At 58.9% G+C, this 22,351-nt stretch carries 24 protein-coding genes; 6 read left to right on the forward strand and 18 right to left on the reverse strand.

The genetic code is table 11. From position 1 onward, the window contains the following. Nucleotides 1-252 precede the first annotated feature (252 nt). Complete coding sequence (locus tag ACR0J4_RS14085) at nucleotides 253-1,287, forward strand: MDR family NADP-dependent oxidoreductase (protein ID WP_170643282.1); 1,035 nt, start codon at nucleotides 253-255, stop codon at nucleotides 1,285-1,287. Between the two features lie 83 nt (nucleotides 1,288-1,370). Here ACR0J4_RS14085 and ureG read toward each other — a convergent pair whose 3' ends face one another. From ureG to ACR0J4_RS14125, 8 genes are read right to left on the reverse strand one after another with little or no spacing between them, the layout of a single operon-like run. Continuing rightward, entirely contained in the window at nucleotides 1,371-1,991 is a 621-nt protein-coding gene (gene ureG / locus ACR0J4_RS14090; RefSeq protein WP_170643281.1) for an urease accessory protein UreG, read from the reverse strand. Beyond that, nucleotides 1,988-2,641: an urease accessory UreF family protein gene (locus ACR0J4_RS14095; RefSeq protein ID WP_170643280.1), complete on the reverse strand. Its 654-nt coding sequence runs from the start codon at nucleotides 2,639-2,641 to the stop codon at nucleotides 1,988-1,990. Before ACR0J4_RS14095 ends, ureG begins: the two co-directional genes overlap by 4 nt. Next, on the reverse strand, nucleotides 2,625-3,077 hold the full coding sequence (gene ureE / locus ACR0J4_RS14100; protein WP_170378524.1) for an urease accessory protein UreE: 453 nt from the start codon (nucleotides 3,075-3,077) through the stop codon (nucleotides 2,625-2,627). The genes ACR0J4_RS14095 and ureE overlap by 17 nt, the downstream gene beginning before the upstream one ends. Before the next feature lie 18 nt (nucleotides 3,078-3,095). Continuing rightward, nucleotides 3,096-4,856 (reverse strand): urease subunit alpha, encoded by a 1,761-nt coding sequence (ureC, locus tag ACR0J4_RS14105; protein WP_170643279.1) that lies wholly within the window; start codon nucleotides 4,854-4,856, stop codon nucleotides 3,096-3,098. Further along, complete coding sequence (locus ACR0J4_RS14110) at nucleotides 4,856-5,161, reverse strand: urease subunit beta (protein ID WP_170643278.1); 306 nt, start codon at nucleotides 5,159-5,161, stop codon at nucleotides 4,856-4,858. Before ACR0J4_RS14110 ends, ureC begins: the two co-directional genes overlap by 1 nt. Then, complete coding sequence (locus ACR0J4_RS14115) at nucleotides 5,158-5,319, reverse strand: hypothetical protein (RefSeq protein ID WP_170643277.1); 162 nt, start codon at nucleotides 5,317-5,319, stop codon at nucleotides 5,158-5,160. The genes ACR0J4_RS14110 and ACR0J4_RS14115 overlap by 4 nt, the downstream gene beginning before the upstream one ends. Nucleotides 5,320-5,334: 15 nt before the next feature. Continuing rightward, entirely contained in the window at nucleotides 5,335-5,637 is a 303-nt protein-coding gene (locus ACR0J4_RS14120; RefSeq protein ID WP_170378531.1) for an urease subunit gamma, read from the reverse strand. Between the two features lies 1 nt (nucleotide 5,638). After that, nucleotides 5,639-6,337 (reverse strand): urease accessory protein UreD, encoded by a 699-nt coding sequence (locus tag ACR0J4_RS14125; RefSeq protein WP_480668705.1) that lies wholly within the window; start codon nucleotides 6,335-6,337, stop codon nucleotides 5,639-5,641. A gap of 518 nt (nucleotides 6,338-6,855) precedes the next feature. Between ACR0J4_RS14125 and urtA the strand changes: the two genes are divergently transcribed. The 5 genes from urtA to urtE all read left to right on the forward strand — a co-directional run bounded on the left by urtA (nucleotide 6,856) and on the right by urtE (nucleotide 12,819). Beyond that, the gene (gene urtA / locus ACR0J4_RS14130; RefSeq protein ID WP_170747383.1) at nucleotides 6,856-8,136 is read left to right on the forward strand and encodes an urea ABC transporter substrate-binding protein; all 1,281 of its coding nucleotides are present in this window, start codon (nucleotides 6,856-6,858) and stop codon (nucleotides 8,134-8,136) included. A 61-nt stretch (nucleotides 8,137-8,197) separates the two neighbouring features. Further along, nucleotides 8,198-10,150: an urea ABC transporter permease subunit UrtB gene (urtB, locus tag ACR0J4_RS14135; protein ID WP_170643274.1), complete on the forward strand. Its 1,953-nt coding sequence runs from the start codon at nucleotides 8,198-8,200 to the stop codon at nucleotides 10,148-10,150. A 3-nt stretch (nucleotides 10,151-10,153) separates the two neighbouring features. Further along, entirely contained in the window at nucleotides 10,154-11,383 is a 1,230-nt protein-coding gene (gene urtC, locus ACR0J4_RS14140; protein ID WP_170643273.1) for an urea ABC transporter permease subunit UrtC, read from the forward strand. After that, entirely contained in the window at nucleotides 11,380-12,120 is a 741-nt protein-coding gene (urtD, locus tag ACR0J4_RS14145; RefSeq protein WP_170549284.1) for an urea ABC transporter ATP-binding protein UrtD, read from the forward strand. Before urtC ends, urtD begins: the two co-directional genes overlap by 4 nt. A gap of 3 nt (nucleotides 12,121-12,123) precedes the next feature. After that, a complete protein-coding gene (gene urtE / locus ACR0J4_RS14150; RefSeq protein WP_170643272.1) occupies nucleotides 12,124-12,819 on the forward strand; it encodes an urea ABC transporter ATP-binding subunit UrtE in 696 nt (231 codons plus the stop codon). 15 nt (nucleotides 12,820-12,834) lie between these two features. On the opposite strand, the gene ACR0J4_RS14155 is transcribed toward urtE, so the two are convergent. From ACR0J4_RS14155 to ACR0J4_RS14200, 10 genes are all read right to left on the reverse strand, one after another. Continuing rightward, nucleotides 12,835-13,932 carry a M56 family metallopeptidase gene (locus ACR0J4_RS14155; RefSeq protein WP_170747384.1) on the reverse strand — a complete coding sequence of 366 codons (1,098 nt, stop codon included), beginning with the start codon at nucleotides 13,930-13,932 and terminating at the stop codon, nucleotides 12,835-12,837. Then, nucleotides 13,919-14,314, reverse strand: coding sequence for a BlaI/MecI/CopY family transcriptional regulator (locus ACR0J4_RS14160; RefSeq protein ID WP_170643270.1), 396 nt, complete (start codon nucleotides 14,312-14,314; stop codon nucleotides 13,919-13,921). Before ACR0J4_RS14160 ends, ACR0J4_RS14155 begins: the two co-directional genes overlap by 14 nt. Before the next feature lie 65 nt (nucleotides 14,315-14,379). Then, nucleotides 14,380-14,781 carry a DUF2160 domain-containing protein gene (locus tag ACR0J4_RS14165; RefSeq protein WP_170378549.1) on the reverse strand — a complete coding sequence of 134 codons (402 nt, stop codon included), beginning with the start codon at nucleotides 14,779-14,781 and terminating at the stop codon, nucleotides 14,380-14,382. A gap of 8 nt (nucleotides 14,782-14,789) precedes the next feature. Next, entirely contained in the window at nucleotides 14,790-15,587 is a 798-nt protein-coding gene (locus tag ACR0J4_RS14170) for a carbohydrate ABC transporter permease (RefSeq protein WP_170378551.1), read from the reverse strand. Beyond that, nucleotides 15,584-16,447 (reverse strand): carbohydrate ABC transporter permease, encoded by an 864-nt coding sequence (locus ACR0J4_RS14175; protein ID WP_085807799.1) that lies wholly within the window; start codon nucleotides 16,445-16,447, stop codon nucleotides 15,584-15,586. Before ACR0J4_RS14175 ends, ACR0J4_RS14170 begins: the two co-directional genes overlap by 4 nt. Beyond that, complete coding sequence (locus ACR0J4_RS14180) at nucleotides 16,447-17,520, reverse strand: ABC transporter ATP-binding protein (RefSeq protein ID WP_170526928.1); 1,074 nt, start codon at nucleotides 17,518-17,520, stop codon at nucleotides 16,447-16,449. The genes ACR0J4_RS14175 and ACR0J4_RS14180 overlap by 1 nt, the downstream gene beginning before the upstream one ends. Before the next feature lies 1 nt (nucleotide 17,521). Then, nucleotides 17,522-18,571, reverse strand: a complete 1,050-nt coding sequence (locus tag ACR0J4_RS14185) for an ABC transporter ATP-binding protein (RefSeq protein ID WP_170461603.1) — start codon at nucleotides 18,569-18,571, stop codon at nucleotides 17,522-17,524. Between the two features lie 86 nt (nucleotides 18,572-18,657). After that, nucleotides 18,658-20,397, reverse strand: coding sequence for an ABC transporter substrate-binding protein (locus tag ACR0J4_RS14190; protein WP_170643269.1), 1,740 nt, complete (start codon nucleotides 20,395-20,397; stop codon nucleotides 18,658-18,660). Nucleotides 20,398-20,569: 172 nt separating this feature from the next. Then, on the reverse strand, nucleotides 20,570-21,280 hold the full coding sequence (locus tag ACR0J4_RS14195; RefSeq protein WP_170643268.1) for an aspartate/glutamate racemase family protein: 711 nt from the start codon (nucleotides 21,278-21,280) through the stop codon (nucleotides 20,570-20,572). Between the two features lie 74 nt (nucleotides 21,281-21,354). Beyond that, the gene (locus ACR0J4_RS14200) at nucleotides 21,355-22,281 is read right to left on the reverse strand and encodes a LysR family transcriptional regulator (protein ID WP_170643267.1); all 927 of its coding nucleotides are present in this window, start codon (nucleotides 22,279-22,281) and stop codon (nucleotides 21,355-21,357) included. Nucleotides 22,282-22,351 lie beyond the last annotated feature (70 nt).

Genomic DNA, 22,351 nt, shown 5'->3' on the forward strand with positions numbered 1-22,351 from the left:
GTCTGTTTTGGGGGACTATCTCTTTGCGAAGGCTTAAATTGTTTTGCGTCGCAGTCAAACGGAAAACGCGCCGGAAAATGTAGAACCTACGGCAATCTTCAACCCTGCTGTTTTGCTGAGCAAACCCTGCGGCACAAAGGTGTGAAAAGATTGACGCGCCGCCCGAAATACAGAACGGTGTCACAAAATCCGACGCCCCGACCCTTGTGACCTACCGGCGCGACAAACCAGACTCAGCAGAGAGACAAGATCATGCCCCAGACTGCAGACACAAACCGCCGCATCGTTTTGAACGAACGCCCAAAGGGTGAACCCGATGACAATACTCTGCGGCTGGAGACAACGGATATCCCTACTGCGGGTGCAGGAGAGATGCTGGTCCGCACCTGCTACTTGTCACTGGACCCGTATATGCGCGGGCGGATGAATGACGCAAAATCCTATGCCGAGCCTGTGGCGATTGGCGGGGTTATGACCGGACAGGTCGTGGGACAGGTTGTGACATCGAACCTCGATGGATTCGAGACGGGCGACTACGTACTGTCTGGCAGTGGCTGGCAGGACTATGCCATCTCGGACGGGACCGAGGTCATAAACATGGGCAAAGCGCCGCAAAACCCGTCCTGGGCGTTGGGTATTCTTGGCATGCCCGGCTACACCGCCTATGCCGGATTGCTACAGATCGGTGAGCCCGAGCCCAGAGAAACGGTGGTCGTTGCTGCCGCTTCCGGCCCGGTCGGAGCAACCGTCGGGCAAATCGCCAAGATCAAAGGGTGCCGGGTCGTAGGCGTTGCGGGCGGAGCCGAAAAATGCGCGCATGTGGTGGAAAATCTGGGTTTCGACGCCTGTATCGACCACAAGGCCGCCGATTTCGCTGATCAATTGCGGGCCGCCTGCCCGGATGGGATTGATGTCTACTTCGAAAATGTTGGCGGCAAGGTGCTTTACGGCGTCCTGCCCCTGTTGAACGCTTTTGCGCGCATCCCGATCTGCGGCGTGGTCTCGTGGTACAACCTGCCTGGCTTGCCGGACGGCCCGGATATGGGGCCTGCGATCATGGGCACGCTGCTACGGATGAAAGTGAAAGCGCAGGGATTCATCATCTTCGACAGCTTTCCGGCGTCGCTTTACAAGGAGTTTGTCCGGGAAATGACCGGCTGGATTCAGGACGGATCGGTTAAATATCGCGAACACATGGTCGAAGGGCTAGAGGCCGCGCCCGAAGCACTCAACCAGCTGCTGCGCGGTGAGAATTTCGGCAAGATGGTGGTGAATGTCGGGGCCTGATTGCCCCGGCTAACATCCAGTTGGCACCCCACTCCGAACTAGAAATGACAGTCGCCGCACCGATCTGCGGCGACTGCTCTTCTTCAAGCCGTTTCAAGCCCACCAATCGCAGCGAGCGCGCTGACGATTTCGGGCACGCCTTGCCGTTGACGCAGTGAGGCGAACAAAAACGGTCGGCCTTTGCGCATGCGTGTGGCGTCTTCCTGCATCACCTCAAGTGACGCGCCCACATGCGGGGCGAGATCGGTTTTGTTGATGATCAACAGATCCGATTTCGTGATCGCAGGTCCACCCTTGCGCGGGATTTCTTCGCCCGCAGCCACATCAATCACGTAGAGCGTTACATCTGCCAGTTCAGGGCTGAACGTCGCCGACAGGTTATCGCCGCCGCTTTCGATCAGCACGACGTCAATCTCCGGGTGGCGCGACTGCATTTCGGCCACAGCCGCAAGGTTGATTGAGGCGTCCTCACGGATCGCGGTATGGGGGCAACCACCGGTTTCAACACCGATGATCCGGTCTTGAGGCAGGATCTGCATCCGCATCAGCGCATCTGCGTCCTCTTGGGTGTAGATGTCGTTGGTGATCACGCCTACCGAACAGACATCGCGCAACGCTTCAGACAGCGCGGCGGTCAGGGTGGTTTTGCCCGCGCCGACGGGGCCTCCGATGCCGACACGAAGGGGGCCGTTCGTACTGCTCATGTTCGGAAAATCCTTGAATACTGTGTTTCATGCTTCATTGCCGCGATATCCGGCAGGAACGCCGTCGAACTCAAATCCTCCAGACCCGCGTCCTGCGCCTTTGCGGCAATCGTTGCGCAGAGGGGCGTCAGGTCCCGTATCAGCCGCTGCGCATCGGTTTGGCCTAAGGGCACAAGGCGCGTCGCGCAAGCGGCCAGATTGCTTAGAAACGCCTGCAGGAACATCTCGGTCACCAATGGCAACGGTAAGTTCTGCAATCGTGCCGCACGCCCTACCGCCACCGGATAGGTCAGGTGCTGCAACTCCAAGCCCCAGACATCCCCGGTCACGGCTCCAAACGCCTGTCCGAGCAAACTGGTTTCCATCAACCGCTCAGATGAGGCGCTGAACGCGCGGGCTGTGGCGTCGATGTCAGTCAAATCGACCGGGGTTTCGGCGGCGTAAGCCGCCCCCAGAAAAAGCGCGTCGTTCCAGCCAGAGCCGTGTTCCAGCACGTCCGACACCCAGGCGCCAGTGTCCTGAGGGCTGGCAACCGAACCGAGTTCAATCGCGGCCTCCAACCCATGAGAATAGGCAAATCCACCGACCGGGTAGGCCGGAGACAACCACTGCACCAAGGTCAGGATATCGGAGTTAGTGGGCGTGTCCATGTGTCCTGCCATGACCATAAGCGCCGCCTTCGGGGGTGAAGGGCTCAACGACCTCTTGGATTTCCGCCCCCAGTTTCAGCAGCATATCTCGAATGACATGATCGCGTTGGATCAGGAGCCGGTCGGCTTCGATCTGACAGGGCGTGTGGCGATTACCAATATGCCACGCAAGGTGCAGCAGATTGTCCCCGCTGATTTCCAGCAACTCTTCCGGTGCGGCGATGATTTCAATCTCGCGCCCATCCTCCAGCACCAGAACCCCGCCATGGTCGAGGGATTTCGTATGCGCCAGATCGACCAAAAAGGACTCACCATCATCGGTGGCCAGCATTTTGCGGCGCAGGAAACGCCCGTCATAGTCCAGCGAGACCTGAGCATGCGCCGGATCGTGGTGGTGATCGTGATAGATACGGGCGGTTTTGATCGCAGTGGTCATCGTGGCCTCCTTTTCAAATCAGAACATGAAATAGCGCTGCGCCATCGGCAGCACTTCGGCAGGTTGACAGGTGAGCAGCTCCCCATCGGCTCGGACCTCATAAGTTTCCGGGTCAACCTCGATCTGGGGCGTTGCATCATTCAGCAGCAAATCCTGCTTGCCGATATCGCGCGTGTTGCGCACGGCGACGGTTTGTTTCGCCAGCCCCAGTGTATCACCGATCCCGCCCGCTTGCGCGGCCTCCGAGACAAATGTGATCGCTGAGTTTTCAACCGACCGGCCGTAAGCTCCGAACATGGGGCGGCTATAGACCGGCTGCGGCGTTGGGATCGAGGCGTTCGGGTCGCCCATCTGCGCGCAGGCGATGGTGCCACCCAACAAGACCATCTCGGGCTTCACCCCGAAGAAAGCCGGGTTCCACAGGACCAGATCGGCGCGTTTGCCTTCCTCAATGCTGCCGATCTGATGGCTCAGGCCATGTGCAATCGCCGGGTTGATGGTGTATTTTGCGATATAACGACGGACCCGTAAGTTGTCATTGTGACCTGTTTCCTCGGGCAGGCGGCCGCGTTGTTTCTTCATCTTGTCGGCGGTCTGCCATGTTCGGATCAGAACTTCTCCGACCCGACCCATGGCCTGACTGTCCGAGGCGATGATACTGAAAGCGCCCATGTCGTGGAGGATGTCCTCGGCCGCAATCGTCTCGCGCCGGATACGGCTTTCGGCAAAGGCCACGTCCTCGGGGATTGATTTGTCGAGGTGGTGGCACACCATCAGCATATCCAAATGCTCTTCGACAGTGTTCACGGTGAAGGGGCGCGTGGGGTTGGTCGAAGACGGCAGAACGTGGTTTTCGCCGCAGATCTTGATGATATCGGGGGCGTGGCCACCGCCTGCGCCCTCGGTGTGAAAGGCGTGGATCGTGCGGCCTTTCATTGCGCCCACGGTGTTCTCGACAAAACCGGATTCGTTCAGCGTGTCGGTATGGATCATGACTTGCACATCCATCGCGTCGGCCACCGAGAGGCAGCAATCGATGGCGGCGGGGGTCGTGCCCCAATCCTCATGCAGTTTCAGAGCGCAGGCACCTGCGTTGACCTGCTCCTCCAGCGCAGCAGGCAGAGAGGCATTTCCCTTGCCAGCAAAGGCCAGGTTCATCGGAAACGCATCTGCTGCCTGCAACATCCGCCCAATATGCCAAGGACCCGGTGTGCAGGTGGTGGCCAGAGTGCCATGCGCAGGGCCCGTCCCGCCGCCCAGCATGGTGGTCAGGCCGGAATGCAACGCATCCTCGATCTGTTGCGGGCAGATAAAGTGGATGTGACTGTCAAAGCCCCCAGCGGTCAGAATACGCCCCTCGCCCGCAATGGCCTCGGTGCCGGGGCCGATGATGATATCGACGCCGGGCTGGGTATCGGGGTTCCCGGCCTTGCCGATTTTGGCGATGCGCCCGTCCTTCAGACCCACATCCGCCTTGTAGATACCCGAGTGATCCACGATCAACGCATTGGTGATGACCGTATCCACGGCCCCCTCCGCCCGAGTGGCCTGAGATTGCCCCATCCCATCGCGGATCACCTTGCCGCCGCCGAACTTGACCTCTTCGCCGTAGAGCAGCGCATTGTCGCCCGTCCCCCCGGTGGCGGCAGCGCCCGCGCGTTCGGCGGTCAGGTCGCGTTCGACCTCGATCACCAGATCGGTATCGGCCAGCCGCAATTTGTCGCCGGTGGTCGGGCCGAACATGGCAGCATAGTCAGAACGTTTTATTGTTGCTGGCATCAGAGCGACCCCATGACCTTTTGATTGAACCCATAGACCTTACGCGCGCCTCCGATCGGGATCAGCGACACCTCACGCGCTTGACCGGGCTCGAACCGAACAGCGGTGCCCGGGGCGATGTCCAGGCGCAACCCGTGTGCCGCTGCACGGTCGAAGTCGAGCGCTGGGTTGGTTTCGGCAAAATGATAGTGCGAGCCGACCTGAACCGGGCGGTCGCCGGTATTGGCGACCATCAGTGTGATTGCCTTGGCACTTGCGTTCAGGGTGATCTCACCCTCGGCCGGGAACAGCTCTCCGGGGATCATTTGTTCAACTTTACCATCAGCGCGATTGCGGCCAGTGCGACAACCACCAGACCAACGCCAAGGGTCGCGTAGTCTATGCCGTGCGCATGGATATGCGTATCGGTGTGCGCTGCAGCAGGGCCAGCAACGATCAGGGCGGGGAAAAGCATACGGTTCATATCTTGGTTCCTTTGTCAGCGAATGGGGTTGTGGACGGTCACAAGCTTGGTGCCGTCGGGAAAGGTGGCTTCGACCTGAACCTCGTGGATCATCTCGGGCACACCCTCCATGCATTGATCGCGGGTGATCACTTCGGCTCCGGCCTGCATCATGTCAGCCACAGAACGACCGTCGCGCGCACCTTCGACCACAGCGTCGGTGATCAGGGCGATGGCCTCGGGATGGTTCAGCCTGACCCCTCGGGCAAGGCGTTTGCGGGCAACTTCGGCGGCCATGGCGACCATCAGTTTGTCTTTTTCGCGGGGAGTCAGGTTCATCTCAGATCATCCAGCATCGGGGAAGAGTGTTGTTGTTGAGTTGCCGCAGAACCGGCATCAGCGCACGGCGCAGGGCAAAGCTGTTTTCGGCCAGCATCCGGATCACCAGCAGATCGCCATGTATCAGCGTTGCACCTGCCGTTTCGGGCAGCATCTGGCGCACCGTGTCCAACTGACCCTCGGCCGAGCTGCAGGCAAAGACGACCAGCGCCATTGCACCCGCTCCGTCTGCGATATGGGGCTTCGCGAGATGGGCGTGCAGGTCGCCGGAAAATCGCATTGTATCCAAGAACAGAGGGGCTCCACCGCGCCGAATTTCGATCCGGTCTCGCAAACGGATATCCGTCAGGGTTTCGCCCATCGCCGCGCGCCCAAAGACTAAAGGCTCGACCATCAGCAGAGTCGCGTCCGGCTCCATTTCGACCAATAGCCGACGATCCAGAGCACTGCCGTTGAACAGGATTGTCTCTTGCGGCATCCAGTTCATGCGAGCACCGGGCGCGACGGTCAGGTGATTGACGACCTGACCATAGGGGCCGGGCTGCGCCTTGTAAGCGCGCTCACACGCCTGCGTCGTCATCGTCAGCGTGGTGCCTTCACCCGCTGTTCCGGAAAACCGAAACGCATCCCCACCGGTGACGCCACCCGCTGTATTCAGCAGAACCGCGTCCAGCGCGTGCGATTCTGCGCGCGGGAACAAGCACTTAAAAGAACCAGATTGGCGGAATACGTCCAGAACCGACCGCCTGCCCAACGGTTTGGTGCTGATAGACACGGCCCCCTTAGCACGGGGAGGGGTTTTGTCCGTGATGGGCGTTATATGGGCAAGTTGCGTAATTGGGCACCCCCGAGGCGTCAGTTCATGCCCTGTGTTTCGTGTCTGGGATGGCGGAAAACCATTCTTGGGTGTCGCAATCGACCACAAAACCGATGCAGGTGACCAAATTTTTGGCACACACTCAGGCAATGGATTAAAAATTAATCAGATGCGGCTGATTTTTGCATTTACCTGACCGACAGGTTGCCAAGATTGCCGCGATGCAGAAACCGTATGGGTGCTCGTCGGGGGAAACATCTCGAAGGGTGTGTGACGGCTGCGCGAATTGGACCTCGAACACAACCGCCACACGATAACGCAACAACAGTTGCGGGGATCAGGTAGAAGAGAAACGCGCCTTTGTGCAAGCCCTCTCTCCCGGCCCCGCCCAGGAGGATTACATGAAATCGCTCAAATCCACGCTCGCCGGATCACTGGTATTTGCTGCCATGGCCACCGCCGCACTGTCGGCTGAAGACACGATCAAGGTTGGCGTGCTGCATTCGCTGTCCGGCACGATGGCAATCTCAGAAACCACGCTGAAAGACACGATGCTGATGCTGATCGACCAGCAAAACGCGAAGGGCGGCCTGCTGGGCAAGCAGCTTGAGGCGGTTGTAGTCGACCCGGCTTCGGACTGGCCGCTATTTGCTGAAAAAGCGCGCGAGCTGCTGACCGTGCATGAAGTGGACGTGATCTTTGGCAACTGGACCTCGGTCAGCCGGAAATCGGTTCTGCCGGTCATCGAAGAACTGAACGGCCTGCTGTTCTACCCGGTTCAGTATGAAGGCGAAGAATCCTCGAAAAACGTCTTTTACACCGGTGCCGCGCCGAACCAGCAGGCAATCCCTGCAACCGACTATTTTCTGGAGGAACTGGGGGGCGAGAAATTCGCTCTGCTCGGCACAGACTATGTCTACCCCAGGACCACCAACAATATTCTGGAAAGCTACCTGAAGGGCAAAGGCATCGCGGACGAAGATATCTTCGTCAACTACACCCCCTTTGGTCATTCTGACTGGTCCAAGATCGTGGCGGACGTAGTCGCGCTGGGTGCAGATGGTAAGAAAGTCGGCGTGATCTCGACCATCAATGGCGACGCGAACATTGGCTTCTACAAAGAGCTGGCGGCTGCGGGCGTTTCGGCGGATGACATCCCGGTCGTAGCCTTCTCGGTCGGTGAGGAAGAACTCTCGGGTCTGGATACCACCAACCTGGTCGGTCACCTGGCCGCGTGGAACTATTTCCAGTCGGCAGATACCGATGTGAACGCCGAATTCGTCGAAACATGGAAAGCAACCATGGGTGAAGACCGCGTGACCAATGACCCGATGGAGGCGCATTACATCGGCTTCAACATGTGGGTAAACGCCGCGACCGAAGCCGGATCGACCGAGGTCGACGCTGTACGCTCGGCCATGTACGGGCAGGAATTCCCGAACCTGACCGGTGGCACTGCAGTGATGCTGCCGAACCACCACCTGGCCAAGCCGGTTCTGATCGGTGAGATTCAGGAAGATGGCCAGTTCGATATCATCAGCGAAACCGACGTCGTTCCGGGCGATGCATGGACCGACTTCCTGCCAGAATCGGCGGTTCTAATCTCGGATTGGAAAGAGCTGGGCTGCGGTATGTACAACACCGAGACCAAGACCTGCGTTCAGACCCTGTCGAACTACTAACCTTCTAGCAAGGCGGGTATCATCGCCCGCTTTGCCCTAAAGACACCTCGGGTTTCACCACATGTTACGACTATTCCTTGCGGGCCTCGCAATCCTATGCGCCTGTCTGACGGCCAATGCGCAAGAGAGCGGTTTGCAACCGATCCTGCAAGAGCATCAGGAGATCATCGCCAAAAGCTCGCGCAAGACGATTGGGCCTGCGATTGATGCGATTGCCTCCAGCGGTCTACCGCAAGCGCAGGTGATGCTTGAGACATGGGCCGCCAAAGATGTGTGGATGCGCAAGTCGGATGGCCTGTTCTTTGCAGGTAAGAAGGCCGAGGGGCGGTCGTACGAGCTGACCGATTTCGACACCGGAGAAGTCGTTGGCACGTATCAAAAATCCGATCTGAAACAGTTGAAACCCAATAGCGGCATTCGCGCGATGATCGGGACGGCTTTGGTTCAGTTCCAACTGACCGACCCGGATCGTGCGAAACGTCTGGCCGCCTTGACGTCTATCCAACGCGATCCCGAAGGCGCTCTGCTGGAGCCGCTGCGCGCCTCAATTGAGGACGAGCCCGATGCCGATCTGAAAGCGCAGAAGCAACGTCTCGAGCGGTTGCTGACCATCGGCTACGACGAAGATACCGCAGCACGTGTGGCTGCGATTGAAGACATGTCCGACGATCTGGGTGTGGACGTCCGCGCGGCTCTGAACCCTTTGGTCGTGACGAATCGACATACGGGCACAGATCTGCCCTCTGATGCGAATATCGCCGCCATTCTAGATCCCGGATCAGAAGCCCTGTCGCGGGATGAGGCATATGATCTGTTGGTTGCCAATGAACTTGCCGCACCGCGTACATCGCCCGACGACATACGCGCCGCACTGGCCGCCAATATCGACGGAGGCCGCGTGGGGGGCATTCCTGTCGCGCAGCTGAACTCTGACACCACGCGTGCTCAGGCTTACGCTGTTTTAGCCGAAGCCGGCCTCGTGCCTGCTTTGATCACCGAGGCCGACATCGATTCTGCGTTGGAAACGCATGTCTTCTTTGAGATCTATGCCGAACCCTCACCCGAAATCACAACCGCAGTCGAAAAGGCGCTGGAACAGATCGAGCTGAAGGTCGGTTTGAACCAGACGCTCGATCTGACGCTGGATGCGATCTCACTGGCGTCGATCTATTTCCTCGCCGCCATCGGACTGGCCATCACCTTCGGCGTGATGGGTGTGATCAACATGGCCCACGGTGAGTTCATCATGATGGGCGCATACACCGGCTACGTGGTGCAGCAGTTCATCCCCGACCATACGCTCTCAATCATCGTCGCCATCCCGATGGCCTTTGCCGTCACCTTCGCCATGGGCGTCGCGATGGAGCGGCTGGTGATCCGCTGGCTCTACGCCCGCCCGCTAGAGACTCTGCTGGCGACGTTCGGCATCTCTATCGCTTTGCAACAGCTGGCCAAGAACATCTTCGGTACGCAGGCCCGACCGCTGACCGCGCCCGGCTGGCTGGACGGGGCATGGGTGCTGAACGATGTGGTATCGATCAGCTATATCCGCATCGCGATCTTCGTGCTGGCGATGATCTTTCTAGGACTGTTCCTTTACATCATGAAACGCACCCGGTTGGGGCTTGAGATGCGCGCGGTGACGCAGAACCCACGCATGGCGGCGTCAATGGGGATCAATCCGGGGCGGGTGAATATGCTGACCTTTGGGCTCGGTTCCGGCATCGCAGGGATAGCCGGGGTTGCGATTGGTCTGTTCGCCAAAGTGACGTCCGATCTGGGCAGCGACTATATCGTGCAAAGCTTCATGACTGTGGTCGTGGGCGGCGTCGGTAACATCTGGGGTGCGCTGGCCGGGGCCGGGATGATCGGCTTCCTGCAGAAGGGGATCGAGTGGATGAACCCGTCGAACACCCTCGCGGCACAAACCTACATGATCATCTTCATCATCATTTTCATCCAATTCCGGCCAAGGGGCATTATCGCCCTCAAAGGCCGCGCGGCAGGGGATTGAGCCATGGAACACAGCTTTGTCGCCAAGAACCCCTCCGTACTGGTCTTTCTGGCCATCCTGTCCCTGTTCACATTGGGCGTGACCGTCCTGTCCGAAGGGTTCGGGATCGGTGTGATCTCAACCAGCTTCGTCAAGACGCTGGGCAAGACCCTGTGCCTTTGCCTTATTGCCGTGGCGATGGATCTGGTTTGGGGCTTTACCGGTATCCTCTCGCTGGGCCATTTCGCCTTCTTCGGGCTAGGAGGCTACATGATCGGCATGTGGCTGATGTACGAACGCACCCGCCTGATCGTGGTCGAGTCTCTGTCACAGGCCGAAATCCCCCCTACCCCGTCCGAGGTCGTAGACGCCATCGGAACGCAGATATTCGGCGTGGTCGGATCATCGGATTTCCCGCTGATCTGGGCCTTTTCCCATAGCCTGACCCTGCAACTGATTCTGGTCGTTTTGGTGCCCGGACTTCTGGCGCTGATCTTCGGATGGCTGGCCTTCCGCAGCCGGGTGACGGGGGTATACCTGTCGATCCTGACACAAGCGATGACTTTGGCGTTGGCACTGTACCTGTTCCAGAACGACAGCGGATTGCGCGGCAATAATGGCCTATCGGGCTTGCAGAACCTGCCGGGTGTGACCGCCTCGCAGGACGTGGTGTCGATCTGGTTCCTCTGGGCCTCGGCACTGGCCCTTGGGCTGGGATATATGCTGGCGGCGTGGGTCGTATCGGGCAAGTTCGGATCGGTCATCCGCGGCATCCGCGACAACGAGGCGCGAGTGCGGTTCCTTGGCTATTCTGTCGAGGTCTACAAGCTGGCCGTCTTCACCCTGACCGCCTGTATCGCCGCCATCGCGGGCGCGCTCTACTACCCTCAAGCTGGGATCATCAACCCCGAGGAAATGGCCCCCATCGCTTCGATCTATCTGGCCGTTTGGGTCGCCATTGGTGGGCGTGGTCGCCTGTATGGTGCGGTGATCGGGGCGGCTTTCGTCAGCCTGCTCAGCACATGGTTCACCGGCGGACAGGCGCCGGACATCCCACTGGGGTTCTACACAATCAAATGGGTCGACTGGTGGCAGGTGCTGCTGGGCGTCTCCTTCGTACTGGTAACTCTGTTCGCACCAAAGGGTATCGGTGGCCTGTTCGACCTCTGGACCAACCGCCGCGCGCCGCAGCGCCACGGTGCGCCGCTTGGACCCGACGACAGCGCCCTGCGCGAAAAGGAGGCAACGGAATGAGCACTCTGCTAGAGGTCAGCGGCGTTTCAGTCACCTTCGACGGGTTCCGAGCCATCAACAATCTCTCCTTCCAGATCGGTGAGGCCGAACTGCGCGCAGTGATTGGCCCGAACGGGGCTGGAAAGACGACCTTTATGGACATCGTCACCGGCAAGACGCGACCAGACGAAGGCCGCGTGATCTGGGGCGAGAAATCCGTTTCATTGCTGCGGATGAGCGAGGCGAAAATCGCGCAGGCCGGTGTCGGCCGGAAATTCCAAAAACCTACCGTGTTCGAGGACCAAAGCGTTAGAGAAAACCTCCTGATGGCCCTCAAGAACAAACGCGGTTGGCTGGGCGTCCTATTTTATCGGCCCTCACCAGACGATCTGGAGAAGGTCGAGGAACTGGCCGATGAGATCGGCCTGAAGGACGAACTCGACCGCAAATCCGGTGAGCTGAGCCACGGGCAGAAACAATGGCTTGAGATCGGGATGCTGCTGGCGCAGGAACCGCGCCTTCTGCTGGTTGACGAGCCTGCCGCCGGGATGACCCCGCAGGAGCGTGAACACACGACCGACCTGCTGGTACAAGCCGCCAAGACCCGCGCCGTTGTGGTCGTCGAACATGACATGGAATTCGTACGCCGCCTGAATTGCAAGGTCACCGTCCTGCATGAAGGATCGGTTCTGGCCGAGGGGTCCCTGGACCATGTGACATCAAATCAGGACGTCATCGACGTCTATCTGGGGCGTTGAGCGATGCTGAAACTGAACGATCTGACCCTGCACTATGGCCATTCACAAATCCTTAACGGTATCTCGATGGAGGCCGAGAGGGGTGAGGTGACCTGCGTGATGGGCACAAATGGGGTCGGCAAGACCAGCCTGATCAAGGCGATCTCGGGCACCCATCCCCGCTCTGGCGGGTCGCTGACACTGGACGGCGAAGACCTCGGCCCGCTGCCTGCGCATCAGATGGCCTGGAAAGGTGTCGCTTATGTCCCGCAAGGGCGTGAGATTTTTCCGCTTCTGACTGTGCGCGAGAACCTCGAAACCGGGTTCGCCTGCCTTCCTGCGGCTGAACACTTCGTGCCGGATGAGATCTTTGACCTGTTCCCGGTTCTGGCCCAGATGCAGCATCGGCGCGGCGGAGATCTGTCCGGCGGCCAGCAACAACAACTTGCTATTGCCCGGGCATTGATCACGAAACCCCGGCTTTTACTGCTGGACGAACCTACCGAGGGCATTCAGCCCAACATCATCCAGCAGATCGGCGAAGTGATCCGCCACCTGCGCGATCAGGGCCAGATGGCGATCCTGCTGGTCGAGCAGTATTTCGACTTTGCCTACGACCTCGCCGACCGGTTCGTCGTCCTGCGTCGCGGAGAAATCCTGCTGGAAGGCCGCAAGCAGGATGTGTCACGGGATCAAGTCCTTCAAGGCGTCTCGGTCTGACCGAGACGTCGCTTGTCAATTACCGCTGTTGCGACGTTCCAGCCGCTCAAGGTTGACCACGGTCGAAAGCATAAGCCGGTCGTGGCTCCAGCCGTCGGTCTGGCGCAAACTGGCCGAGCCCCAAGCCAGGACAATCGCAAAGATCAGGCTGAAAGACAGGACCATCGCATGCAGCGGATGCCCCCCTTTGGGTCCGTCCGCCAAAGCGATTATGCGTTGTCTCAGCACCCGCTTCGCCTTGTTCCCATTGACCAGCGCAACATTCAGAACCTGCGGACGCTCGCGGGTGACAGTGCGGGCGCAATAGTCCAGCAGGCATTTGGCATAGTCCACCGTATCCAGTCTGCGTCTGGCAACAATGGCCTGATCGCAACCAAGCTCGCGCAGCCGCTCAAACTGATAGCGCAGGATGTGATAGGCCGGATTCCAGAAAAACAGCGGGCGCAGAAACTCCAGCACCAGCTCCCATTCGACGTCACCGCCGCGAACATGCTGGAACTCATGGGCAATCGCGAACCGCAATTCGTGGCGATCATTCAGCAGGTTGCTGGGCAGGATTACGTGACGACGGCGCAGACCCCGCACGGCAAAGGGAACTTTGATGTGATCCGACAGACGGACATCCACTTTGGCTGAGCGTTTCCATAGGAAACTGTCCAGGACCGTCTGACGAATTTGCAGCGCAGCCCAGATCACGCGGATGACCAGCATGGCCGAGACCAATGCCAAAGCCGCAAGAGCGGCGATCGCCCAGACGGAGCTACCATCCAAAGCAGCTTCGACCCAGCGCTGGCGCGTGTTCAGCAGCGTCTCAAACTGGGTTGCAGGCAGCGCGATCTCACCCCTCAGATAGGCCGCAACGGCGACGTCGCCGATGGCCATCGGCTGACCTGGCCAGATGAATTCGAACAAATGCGCCACCCCAAAGGCCAGCACGGGGCTGAGCATAAGGCAAAGCACCAGCGCCCTAAGCAGGCGAAACTGATCGGAAAAGGACAGTCGCATCGAGGTTCGAGACAGGACAAATCGGGCTGCGAACCACAACGCGACCGATAGGATCAGAACAAAATTCAGTTCGAGATAGGCATCGAGAACCGGCTTAACCGCTGTCATTTTGCAGTCTCCTTTCTACCAATGCCCGAATATCCTCAAGATCCGCCTCGCTCAGACCCGCATCATCCACCAAGCGCGCAACCAGCGAGGCTGGTGTGTTGTCAAACAACGTCCGCGAAAGGTTCTGAAGCGAGCGGGCCTGATACCGATCCTTGTCCAGAAGCGGTCTGTAGATCAGGGTCTTTCCGTCCTTACGGCTTTCGACAAAACCTTTTTCGTCGAGAATACGCAGGATCGTTGCACCTGAAGTATAGGCCAGATTCCGTTCCGGTGGCAGGCGGTCCAATACATCACGCACCGAGCCTTCCCCTAGGGCCCAGAGTTCGTTCATGAACTCCAGTTCAACCTCGGTCAGCAGATTTGTCGTCTTTTTCTTTCGCATTGCTCTTGGTGTCGTCATGATTGGTGTGCCTGTCAGACAAGCATCCTTTCGTGTTTTGTCAAAGCCTAAACTTTCCAGAAAACGAAGAAACCCCAACCGATGGACAGAAACAGCGGTGTCCAGACCGGTTGACCCACGAAACCGAGCCAGGCCAGAAAGATATAGGCCGAGCCAAGCAGCGTGATGAACAGGCGGTCGCCCAGCGTTGTGGTCAGACCCAGCACGCCTTTGCGTTCAATGCCATCGCGGAATTTGAACCCTTCCAGCACGCCGATAAGTGCAATGGCCGAGAAGATGCCGACGAACAAAGCCAGCGTGGCTGGCGTCCAAGCCATCCAGAAATCAGGCCACAGCGGATCGGTCCACGAAAAGCCTTTTTCCTCTTGCTGGCCGACGCTGCCCCAACCCGCCTGCTGGGCAAATGCCGCAGAGGGCAGGAAGGGAAGGATGATAAGAAGTTTGCGCATATCGAACCTCATACACGTCCCATCGCGAAACCACGCGCGATGTAGTTGCGGACAAACCAGATGACGATGGCGCCGGGGATGATGGTCAGGGTTCCGGCGGCTGCCAGCAGACCCAGCTCATACCCCGCGCTGGAGGCGGTACGGGTCATCACGGCGGCGATGGGCTTGGCCTCAACCGCGGTGAGCGTTTTGGCCAACAGCATCTCGACCCACGAGAACATGAAGCAGAAGAAGGCTGCAACACCCACACCCGCTTTGATGTTAGGCAGGAAGATCGTCACGAAGAAACGCGGGAAGGAATAGCCGTCGACATAGGCGGTCTCATCCAGCTCTTTCGGGATACCCCGCATGAACCCCTCCAAAATCCACACCGCCAACGGCACGTTGAACAGCGTATGCGCCAAAGCCACGGCCAGGTGAGTGTCAAACAGACCGATCGAGGAATAGAGCTGGAAGAACGGCAGCGCGAACACAGCCGCCGGGGCCATCCGGTTGGTCAGCAGCCAGAAGAACAGCTGCTTATCGCCCAGAAACCGATAGCGTGAGAACGCATAGGCCGCAGGCAAGGCCACACAGACCGACAGCACCGTGTTGATCGTCACATAGATGATCGAGTTGATATAGCCCCAATACCACGTCGGATCGGTGAGGATGGTGGTGTAGTTCTCCAACGTGAAAGTCTGGGGGAACAGGGAAAAGCCCGACAGGATCTCGTTCGTGGTCTTGAACGACATCGCCACCAGCCAATAGATCGGCAGCATCAGGAACGCGATATAGAGGATCGGGATAAGAGACCGCTTCTTCATTGCGCGTCATCCTTTGTCATCAGAGTGTAGAAGACCCAGCTGACCAGCAGCGTGATAGCGAAGTAGATCAAGCTCATCGCGGCTGCAGGGCCAAGGTCGAACTGTCCCAGCGCGATCTTCACAAGGTCGATCGACAACAGGGTGGTTGAGTTGCCGGGGCCACCGCCGGTCAGAACGAAGGGCTCGGTATAGATGTTGAAACTGTCCATGAAGCGCAGCAGAACGGCGATGGTCAGAACGGTTTTCATCTTGGGCAACTGGATATAGCGGAACACCGACCATGGGCTGGCACCGTCAATCTTGGCCGCCTGATAGTAGGCATCGGGGATCGACACGAGGCCTGCATAGCACAGCAGCACAACCAGCGACGTCCAGTGCCAGACATCCATGACAACGACAGTGATCCAAGCCGACAGAGGCTGTTGCGTCATGTCATAGTTGATGCCCAGAACATCATTCAGGAAGTAGCCCAACAGGCCGATCTTGGGCAGGGTGAAGATGTTCCACATGGAGCCGACCACGTTCCACGGAATCAACATCGGCAGGGCCATCAGGACCAGACAGACCGGCACCCAGAAGCCTTTGCGCGGCATCGACAGGGCGACGATGATGCCCAAAGGCACCTCGATCAGAAGGATCAGGAAGGTGAACAGGAACTGCCGTCCCAGCGCGGCCTGAAAGCGATCCGAGCGCAGGATTTGCTCGAACCAGCCAAGCCCTTCCCAGAAGAACTGGTTGTTGCCGAAGGTTTCCTGCACCGAGTAGTTGACCACCGTCATCATCGGCACCAGCGCGTTGAACGCGACCAGTGCCAGCACCGGCAGGACAAAGAACCATGCTTTTTGGTTTTCGGTTCTCATCAGCTGCGCTCCTCGGTTGCGATCCAGCCGTCGCGGTAAACGCGGGATTGTTCTGGTTTGAATTGCAGGAAGACCTCTGAGCCCGGTTCAGGCACAGAGTGTTCGGTTACAGCCTTGAGGGCCGTATTGCCGACCATCGCGCTGACCACATAGTGGCGGCCGATATCGGACACTTTGGTTACATGCGCTGGAATGCCGGTATCGCCGAAGCCCACATATTCCGGGCGGATACCCAGATCGGTGCGTCCTCCGTCGCCATGAGTAGGGCCTTCTAGCACCACTTCATGTCCCTCGAACACGGCCCGGTCGCCTTTGGCCTCGCAGGGCAGAACATTCATGCCGGGGGAGCCGATAAAGTGGCCAACGAAGGTGTGCTGAGGGCGCTCGAACAGCTCAACAGGGGTGCCGATCTGCACAACCTCGCCGTCTTGCATCACGACCACCTCATCCGCGAAGGTCAGCGCCTCGGTCTGGTCGTGGGTCACGTAGATCATTGTTGCCTGCACTTTCTGGTGCAGCTCTTTCAGCTTCGAGCGCAGCTTCCATTTCAGATGCGGGTCAATCACGGTCAGCGGCTCGTCAAACATCACCGCGTTCACATCGTCGCGCACCAGCCCGCGCCCCATCGAGATCTTCTGCTTGTTGTCCGGGCTGAGGCCGCTGGCACGGGTGTTCAGCATGTCCGTGACGTCCAGCATCTCGGCGATCTCATCGACGCGCCGCTTGATTTTGGCAGGGTCGACGCCGCGGTTCTTCAGCGGAAAGGCCAGGTTTTCACCAACGGTCATCGTGTCATAAATCACCGGAAACTGGAAGACCTGCGCAATGTTGCGCTGATCGGGTGGCAGGGCTGTAACATCCTGACCGTCAAACAGAATCTGCCCCTCAGACGGTGTCAACAGCCCCGAGATGATATTCAGCAGAGTGGACTTGCCGCAGCCCGAGGGCCCCAGCAACGCATAGGCCCCACCATCGCGCCACGTGACATCGACTTCTTTCAGCGCATAGTCCTCGGGGCCTTTCGGCGCGGGCATATAGCTGTGTCGCAGATTGGAAAGCTTGATCTGTGCCATGTCAGGCCACCCTTTGGCCGTCTTGGCCGAAATACCGGCAATGCGCCGGGTTCATATAGAAACTGTGATCCTCGCCGACCTGATAGGGGTGAACCCCTGCCGCCAAAGACACCCAGTCATCCGAGCCATGCCGGAAATGCGCGCTGGAATCCGATCCCGACAGTTCGGTCACAATCACGCGGCCTGTTAGCTCCACGTCAGCCTCGGACGTGCGGATTGGAGTGACGCGATGAGGGCGTACGGCGACCATGTATTCGCCATCGGCCATGTTCTGAACCGCCCAGCCGCCGCCGCCAGCAAGCTGCGCCTGTGCGCCGGACACCGTGATGCGCGCCACATTGATCGGGGGGTCCGAGAATACGCGTGCGGCGGCCAGATTTTCGGGATTGCGGTAAATATCAGCCGTCGGGCCGAACTGGGTCACATACCCGTCTTCCATCAATGCGGTATGACCGCCCAGCAAGAGCGCTTCTTCGGGTTCCGAGGTCGCATAGACCACCACGGCGCCACGCCCGGCGAACAGATCGGGCAACTGCTCACGCAGCTCTTCGCGCAGCTTGTAGTCGAGGTTGGCCAGCGGCTCATCCAAGAATACGGCGCGGCTTTCTTTCGCAATTGCACGGGCCAAGGCGGTGCGTTGTTGCTGGCCACCAGACAGTTCGTGCGGGCGGCGATGCAGCATCGGGCGCAGTTGCAGCAGGTCGGCAGCCTCTTCCACGCGCCCTTCGATTTCGGATTTCGCCATCCCGGCAACGCGCAGGGGCGAGGCGATGTTGTCGAAGACGGTCATATGAGGGTAGTTCACGAAGAACTGGTGGACCAGGCTGATCTGCCGCTTCTGCGTGTTCAGCTTTGTCACATCCTGCCCATCCATGAAGACCTTGCCCGAGGCGATCGGGTCCAACCCGGCCATCATCTTGATCAGAGAGGTCTTGCCCGATCCCGTCGCCCCCAGCAGCACATTGAAATGGCCGGTCTGCAGCGTCAGGGATGTGGGTTTGATGTGAATGACGTTCCCGACCCGTTTGGTCGCGTCTTTAAGTTCGATCATGTCCGTGAATTCCGATCCCGCAGCGCGATGCGCTGTCTTGGTCTTGGGATGGGGATGCCGCAATCGGCACCCCCGGTTTCAATCGCTTACTGAGACTGCCAGCGCTGGACCAGTTCGTCATAGTTGACGGTCTGGCCTTGCGGCTTTTCGTTCTCAAGCTTGGCCTTGGGCGAGCCCTCTTTCTCCAGCCAGAAGGCAGGATCCTGCGGCTCGTTCAGACGTGGACCACAGCCGCCGTAGACACCCGCGCTTTCATCCGCGGCCTGCATACGGGCCATGGTGATGTCCATTTCCTCGGCAAGACGATCCATCGCCTCTTGCGGGGTGAAGGCGCCCGAGTTCACGTCACCGATCTGCTGCCACCAGATTTGGGCCAGCTTCGGATAATCCGGAACGTTGATGCCGGTCGGCGACCATGCCACACGGTCAGGTGAGCGGTAGAACTCGACCAGACCACCCAGCTTGGGTGCGCGTTCGGTGAACGACTCGTGGTTGACCGAGCTGTCGCGGATGAAGGTCAGACCCACATGGGACTTCTTCACGTCAACAGTCTTCGACGTCACGAACTGAGCATAGAGCCAAGCCGCCTGGGCACGATCCTCGGGGGTCGATTTAAGGAACGTCCAGGAGCCCACGTCTTGGTAGCCGACCTTCTGGCCTTCTTCCCAATAGGGGCCGTGCGGGCTGGGCGCCATCCGCCACAGCGGCGTGCCTTCGTCGTCCACAGTGTTGTTGCCTTCGGACTTCGGCTTCACCATGTCAGCGGTAAAGGCGGTGTACCAGAAGATCTGCTGGGCCACGTTGCCTTGGCTAAGCGCTGGCAGCGACTGGTAGAAGTCATAAGACGCCGCACCTGGAGGAGCGTATGCCCGCAGCCACTCATCCCACTTGCGGATCGCATAGACCGCAGCCGGACCGTTGGCCGCACCACCGCGCGAGACGGAGGCCCCGACAGGGTTACAGGTGCCCGCTTCCATGCGGATGCCCCATTCGTCAACGGGGATACCGTTCGGCTCACCTACGTCACCGGCACCGGCCATCGACAGCCACGCGTCGGTCATACGCCAGCCAAGGTCAGGCGCGCGTTTGCCGTAGTCCATGTGACCGTAGATTGTCACACCGTCGATCTCTTTCACGTCGTTGGTGAAAAACTCGGCAATGTCTTCGTAAGCGGACCAGTTGACCGGAACGCCAAGGTCATAGCCGTACTTTTCCTTGAACGCGGCCTTGTTGGCCTCGTCATCGAACCAGTCCTTGCGGAACCAATAGAGGTTCGCGAACTGCTGGTCGGGCAGCTGATACAGCTTGCCATCCGGACCGGTGGTGAACTGAATGCCCATAAAGTCATCCAGATCAAGCGTCGGCGAGGTCGTCGCCGCCCATTCGCCCGCCATCATGTCGGTCAGCGGATAGGCCAGTTGCAGGCGCGAGTGCGTGCCGATCAGGTCACTGTCATTGACGTAACCGTCATAGAGGTTCCGGCCCGTCTGCAGTTGGGTCTGAACGGCCTGAACCACTTCGCCCTCGCCGAGGATCTGGTGGTTGACCTTGATCCCGGTGATCTCTTCGAACGCCTTCGTCAGCACCTCGGACTCGTATGAGTGCGTTGGAATGCCTTCCGACAGAACGTTGATTTCCATGCCGGCATAAGGCTGTGCAGCTTCGATAAACCACTTCATCTCGCCCATCTGTTCGTCTTTCGACAGAGTCGATGGCTGGAATTCGTCGTCGATCCAACGTTGTGCTGCGGCTTCGTCGGCCCAAACGGGACCGTGCCCCGCAATGACGGCAGCCGCCGCCACTGCGGAAAGTAGATGTCTCCGCATCTGTTTCCTCCCAAAAACTATGGATTCCGGCGCGAACCGGATGGCAACCAACATCAGCGATTTACCGCGCATCTGTCAAACTAAATTTTTAGTAATTGACGAGAGGGCGGAAAAATTTTGGCTTATACATTGTTATTATTCAATTTTCCCAACCGAGTGTCGTGCCGCGTTTTCAGAACCTTGGCGGCAAAAGACCGGATTGGAACCAGGTCACAAAGCTGACAATCGAGAAAACAGGCAATCCCGTCGCACTTTGGATATCGGCTGCATAGGGGCACATATTGGTGCATTCCAGAACGATTGCGCCCAGCTCAGGATGGTTCTCTTGCAGCCGCAGAGCCGCCTCGACATTGTCAGCGCGCGCCTTTTCGACGTCCAGAGCCTCCTCATTCCCGAGAATCGCGCGCGTGAATTCCTGCCCTCCTTCTGTCGTCCCGATCGGCGTTCCTTCGGGCACCAGTGCTTTCCGCAAATGGTCTTCGGTCAGCGTCGAGGCCGAGATGGTCAGGACCCCAGCACGCTTTCCAGCTGGCAAAATGCGATTGACCATCGCCACCTGCATCAACGACGAGGTCACGACCGGAACCGGAACGGCCTCGGACAATTCTTGCTGGAACAGGGACAGAAAACCACAATTCGTGGTAATGCCGTCCGCGCCATCGCGAACAAGGTCACGAGCCGCATCGACAAACGCGCTCAACATACCCTCGGCCCCACGCCGCACAACAAGGTCAGGCGAGGCATCGCGCACGATCCGATACAGCACCGGAAACGGCCAGGTCGTCGCGTTACCCATGTCGCCCGGAATGCGCGGAAACCGCGCATCGAGCATCAAGATACCCACCGACGCCCCGTAGATGGATTTCCCCCCCTGTGCGATCATCTGCCCCTCCTCCTGCGTTCTGAGCGTCGAGTCCGCCCGACAGTTTCACATCATTGTGCGACTTGCCAACAGCGTTATCCGCTCGTCTGCCGTTCGTCTTGTACAGCGCCCTCGGCAAAGGTCTCAATCGAGGTCATCAACTGCGCCAGAAACGCCTGCCCGATGGCGGAGAGCGGGCGGCCTTTGGCGGTGATGACCGCAAGATCCAGCATCACAGGCGGCTGAAACTGCCGGGTTTGATAGCCGTCCTCGCCATCGAACGACACGGTAAACGGGTCGATTAGGGCTACACCCATGCCCTCCTTGACGAAGCTGAGCAGGTTTTCCGACAAATGCGTGTGGATCTTGGTTCGCCAGTCGCACCCGGCCTTCTGGAATACCTCGCGCGTCCGGCGGTGGGTTTGATGCTCCGGCCCCATTACGATGAACGGCTCTTGTTCAAGCAGTTCAGGGGTCAAGACCTCATGCGCGGCCAGAGGGCTGTTTTCGGGAAATGTCGCCAGCGTTTCAAACCGGAAAACCTTGGCGTTCAGGGTGTCGTGCAGAATGGGCATCTCGACAATGCCGATCTCGAACAGGCCCGACGTCACCCATTCCTGAATTTTCGACGAATATTGCGATTGAAAGCTGACCGACAGATTGGGACGGGATTGCGAGAATCGCGCAATCTCGCGGGGCATGAAGCCGAAGGACAGCATGTGTGGGGCGGCGACCTGCAATTGGCCGGGGTGTTTGTTCTGCAAATCCGTAACCGCCTGCGCCACGTGATCGAGCCCGCGCACCACGGTATCGACCTCACGATAGAGAAGCTCGGCCTCGGGCGTGGGCAGCAAGCGCCCTTTGGTGCGTTCGAACAAAGGCAAGCGCGCCTCGCGCTCGAGCTGAGACAGAAGGTTGCTGATGCCCGGCTGCGAAATGCCAAGTACCGAGGCGGCGCCGGTGACCGTCCCTGTCTCCATGATCGCGTGAAAAGCCTGTAACTGACGAAATCTGAGGGACATTAGATCATCATTTTTTCTGATGGTATAAGCAAGATATAGTATTTGAAATGATATTCCGGTCAAGGCAGGC

Source organism: Ruegeria sp. B10 (assembly GCF_056539825.1).